Annotated in this window: 5 protein-coding genes and 1 pseudogene; 3 read left to right on the plus strand and 3 right to left on the minus strand. The window is 48.7% G+C overall.

Annotated features, from left to right (window positions below; all coding sequences use genetic code 11):
- The first annotated feature begins 93 nt into the window (after positions 1–93).
- From uraD to KDK15_RS12875, 3 genes and pseudogenes are all read left to right on the plus strand, one after another.
- On the plus strand, positions 94–597 hold the full coding sequence (gene uraD / locus KDK15_RS12865; protein WP_257295782.1) for a 2-oxo-4-hydroxy-4-carboxy-5-ureidoimidazoline decarboxylase: 504 nt from the start codon (positions 94–96) through the stop codon (positions 595–597).
- An 11-nt stretch (positions 598–608) separates the two neighbouring features.
- A complete protein-coding gene (gene uraH / locus KDK15_RS12870) occupies positions 609–947 on the plus strand; it encodes a hydroxyisourate hydrolase (RefSeq protein ID WP_257295784.1) in 339 nt (112 codons plus the stop codon).
- A 13-nt stretch (positions 948–960) separates the two neighbouring features.
- Positions 961–2,064: pseudogene (locus tag KDK15_RS12875) on the plus strand (urate hydroxylase PuuD).
- A 127-nt stretch (positions 2,065–2,191) separates the two neighbouring features.
- On the opposite strand, the gene KDK15_RS12880 reads toward KDK15_RS12875, so the two are convergent.
- From KDK15_RS12880 to KDK15_RS12890, 3 genes are read right to left on the minus strand one after another with little or no spacing between them, the layout of a single operon-like run.
- Positions 2,192–2,974: an SDR family oxidoreductase gene (locus KDK15_RS12880; protein ID WP_257295785.1), complete on the minus strand. Its 783-nt coding sequence runs from the start codon at positions 2,972–2,974 to the stop codon at positions 2,192–2,194.
- Positions 2,975–2,995: 21 nt separating this feature from the next.
- Positions 2,996–3,388, minus strand: coding sequence for a histidine phosphatase family protein (locus KDK15_RS12885; RefSeq protein WP_257295786.1), 393 nt, complete (start codon positions 3,386–3,388; stop codon positions 2,996–2,998).
- The gene (locus tag KDK15_RS12890; RefSeq protein ID WP_257295787.1) at positions 3,366–3,710 is read right to left on the minus strand and encodes a histidine phosphatase family protein; all 345 of its coding nucleotides are present in this window, start codon (positions 3,708–3,710) and stop codon (positions 3,366–3,368) included. The genes KDK15_RS12885 and KDK15_RS12890 overlap by 23 nt, the downstream gene beginning before the upstream one ends.
- Positions 3,711–3,926: the final 216 nt, after the last annotated feature.

A 3,926-nucleotide genomic window follows, 5' to 3' on the forward strand; every position in this document is an offset into this window, starting at 1 on the left:
AGTGGTTATGAGAGCGGTTATGAGAGTGGTTATGAGAGCGGTTATGAGAGTGGTTTTGAGAGCGGTTCCGAGAGGCGTTGAGTGGAGTAGTTCATGACACTTGATGAACTGAACAGTCTGGATAGCGATAGCGCCCGAAATTTTTTCCGCCAATGCTGTACCAGTGACCATTGGCTGGAATTGATGGCGAATAACCGACCATACGCCAGTCAGGATGAAATGTTATCCACAGCGGACACCAGTTGGTCAGCTTGCGGAGAAAAAGACTATCTACAGGCTTTTGCAGGCCACCCGAAAATTGGCGACGTAAACAGCCTGAAAGCAAAGTATGCCAATACCCGTGATATGGCCGGTCATGAGCAATCAGGCGCAGCCACTGCCAGTGACGAAACACTCAAAACATTAGCAGAAGGCAACACCGCTTACGAAACCCGCTTTGGCTATATATTCATTGTCTGTGCCACCGGGAAGTCAGCGGATCAGATGCTATCACTGCTTAATGACCGACTGAATAATCAGCCGGATCATGAACTGAAGATTGCCGCTGCCGAGCAACATAAGATAACCCGGCTACGTCTGAACAAATTGATTGACTGAAGGCAAATGATATGACCGGCATCAGCACCCATATTCTGGATACCGCTAGCGGCTTACCGGCTGAAGGAGTGCCTGTCTCCCTGTCAAAACAGGAAGGTGATAACTGGAAGTCAGTTGGCAGTGGTCTCACCAACAATGATGGCCGCATTCCAAACCTGGCGACTGATGACCTGAATCTTCCCAAAGGGGTTTATCAGCTGCATTTCGCCATTAAGGATTATTTCCAGAAGCATAAAGTCCAGTGCTTTTATCCGGAAGTCTTGGTGACTTTTGAAGTCAGTGATGACCGTCATCACCATGTTCCTCTGCTGTTATCACCTTATGGCTACTCTACCTATCGGGGTAGTTAATACAAGCAGCTGATTGACTCCATACAATAAGAATGAGAACCACCACCGCATTGGTGTTTGGTACCGTGGCACCTCAGTCCGTCGATGCCTTTTTTCAACAAGCTCATCAGCGAAACTGCCAGAAACTCTGCATTGGTTTAAATGGGAGGCTTATGTCACCTGGCTTAGCGGCATGGGATTACTGGCCATTATTTATTACTGGGGGGCAGAGAGTTATTTACTGGCACCGCAATCTGAGCTGACGCCCATTCAGGCCATTGCCATCAGTATCTTCAGCCTGCTGACCGCCTGGCTGATCTATGACCTGTTGTGTAAATCTCCGCTATTCAAACAGGAAACACTGTTCAGTGTGGTGCTGTTCTCACTGGTGGTGTTTGCTGCCTGGGGCTACGCACAACTGTTCAGTGGCCGTGCCGCCTATATTCACGTCGGTGCGCTGATTGGTACCCTGATGGTGGGAAATGTCTTCAGGGTGATTATCCCTTCCTAGAGAAAACTGGTTGCCGCCGCTGAACAGGGTGATACCAGTTTTGATCCTTCTTGTCTTGGAAAGACTGCCCAGCATGCCCTGCTACGCTCTCGCCACAACAATTACTTCACACTTCTACTGTTGTTTATCATGATCAGTGGTCACTATGCCATGACCTTTGGCAGCCAATGGAATTGGGCAATTCTGGCGGTTCTGGCAGCGGCTTCAGTGCTGGTTCGTCATTTCTTCAATAGACGAAATCAGGGTGCCATATTAACCTGGCTATGGCCGGCAGTGGCGGTGTTGATGTTGACCCTGGCCTTTATTATCCGGCCACAAATGGCTACACAGCAGACACCGGTGGCAGAGCAACCAGCTGTGGGGCAGGACGATATTGTTGAGCTGGTCACTGCCCGCTGCAGCACCTGTCACTCGGCGACACCAACAGATCCTCTCTTTCAATCACCGCCCGGTGGTCTGGTTTTCCACGACTATGATTCCATCGCCAACAAGGCTGATAAGATTTATAGCCAGACTGTGCAGACTCAGATTATGCCACTGGCCAATCGTACGGGTATGACCGATGAAGAGCGCAATTTGCTTGGCCTGTGGTATCAACAAGTGAAGTCTGAGCAGAGTGTTCAATAACGTTCAAGTTGGTACAAATGCTAACACTGCTGAGTTGATAGCCTTCACGACGGGAGACACAAAAGGCCGACAGTCACTGTCGGCCTTTTCATTGATCAGGAATCGACCAGTATTCTGCCCCTCAAACTTAAAAGGTTAAATACCCGCCATCCACATTTATGCAGGCACCCGTTGTATAACTGGCAGCATCAGACACCAGGTAAAGAACAGTTCCAGCCATTTCTTCAGGTGCGGCGCTGCGATTCATGGGAATATGCGTCAATGCCTGTTTCAGGATTGCCGGATTGCCAGTCAGTGCTGATGCAAACCTGGTTTCGGTCAAACCCGGCAATAAGGCATTTACCCGGATATTCAGCCCGGCGCACTCTTTGGCAAATGCTTTGGTCATGGAGATAACTGCTGCTTTGGTGACCGAGTAAATACCCTGCATATGCCCGGGTACAACACCATTGACAGAAGCAACATTAACAATATTACCAGCACCCTTTTCGCGCATGATTTTTCCAGCTTCGGCGCACATAAAGAAGTAGCCACGAATATTAACGTCTACTGTCTTTTGAAAGGCTGCCAAATCAGTATCAAGAATATGACCAAAGTAAGGGTTGGCAGCTGCATTATTGACCAGAATATCCAGTTGCCCATGCTTTGCCTTAATCGTATCAAACAAGGAGGTGATCTGATCCATGTCACCGATATGACAGGGGATAGCTTCGGCAGAGCCGCCATTATCACGGATACTGCTACAAACTGCTTCACTGCTATCCAGCTTACGACTGGAAACAATCACATGGGCACCCTGCTCTGCCAGCAGTCTGGCAATAGCTTCACCAATGCCCCGACTGGCACCAGTCACCAATGCGACTTTCCCTTTCAGGTTGAACAGATCTTTTTTGGGTTCGTTGGTTGTCATAAGGAGTCCCTTTTATTGTTTTTATATGCGGGTGAGCAAAGCTGTTTCACCTTTTACTTCAAGGTGTGAATAATTGTTGAAACCATGAAGGCTCAGTTTACCATTGCGCCCAGATATAGCGGTGATGGATGTATTGTGAATCTGTCGATTAATACGAAACATCTCAGTATCCGGACAGTTCAACAGTTGCAGTATAATCACGGAGATCACGCCACCTGAGCTTACCAGAACAGCAGAGTCATTTTGCGCCATCTGACGGATCGACTGATGAAGTACCTCTATCGTCCGGGATTTAAAGCTATTCCAGGACTCCTGATATTCATTGTCATAATCACCAGACACCCAGCGCAACAGAGCCGCACGATAGGCATCAAAAAAAGCCTGCTTAGGATTAGCCGCCTGAAGTAAAAGCAAGATCCATTTGTGCCCGATCAGTAAAATCGGGGTTTGCCGCCAGCATCAAGTCACCAGCATCCAGCTCATCCAGCCCGGGAAAGGTGATATCCGGGCACAACGAACTGTACCCACTATTCGACATCCCTTTATGGATACCAGCCAACGTCTGCTGTTGCCGAAGCAAAGTGCCGGAGCCTGACAATTGCAATGACTTGCCCAGTGTTTGAGCCAACCACTCTCCAGTGATAACAGCCTGTCGTTCACCCAGCGGGGAAAGACGGTCATAGTCGTTCTGCCCAAATGACGCCTGACCGTGTCGAGTCAAATAAATGGTAGCCATTGTTGTTTTTATCCGTGCAATCGGGTTACCAGGAGGCTATCCAAGAATAAACTGCCCTACTGCAATAAATTGGTCTAAAAATTTCTCGCAACCCTCGCTACGGGCGCTATTCTCGGACAGCCTCCTGTTACACGATTTCAATGCAATCGATGGATTCCTTTTTCATTGATGTCCAAACTCCGTTCGTCCTGAGCGGAGTCGAAGGGCGTAAACTCC

Source organism: Endozoicomonas sp. YOMI1 (genome assembly GCF_024606345.1).
Classification (GTDB): domain Bacteria; phylum Pseudomonadota; class Gammaproteobacteria; order Pseudomonadales; family Endozoicomonadaceae; genus Endozoicomonas.

Excerpts from the sequence above, each read along its gene's own strand:
- uraD (WP_257295782.1), top strand. The coding sequence starts at position 94 with ATGACACTTGATGAACTGAACAGTCTGGATAGCGATAGCGCCCGAAAT.
- uraH (WP_257295784.1), top strand. The coding sequence starts at position 609 with ATGACCGGCATCAGCACCCATATTCTGGATACCGCTAGCGGCTTACCG.
- KDK15_RS12880 (WP_257295785.1), bottom strand. The coding sequence starts at position 2,974 with ATGACAACCAACGAACCCAAAAAAGATCTGTTCAACCTGAAAGGGAAA.
- KDK15_RS12890 (WP_257295787.1), bottom strand. The coding sequence starts at position 3,710 with ATGGCTACCATTTATTTGACTCGACACGGTCAGGCGTCATTTGGGCAG.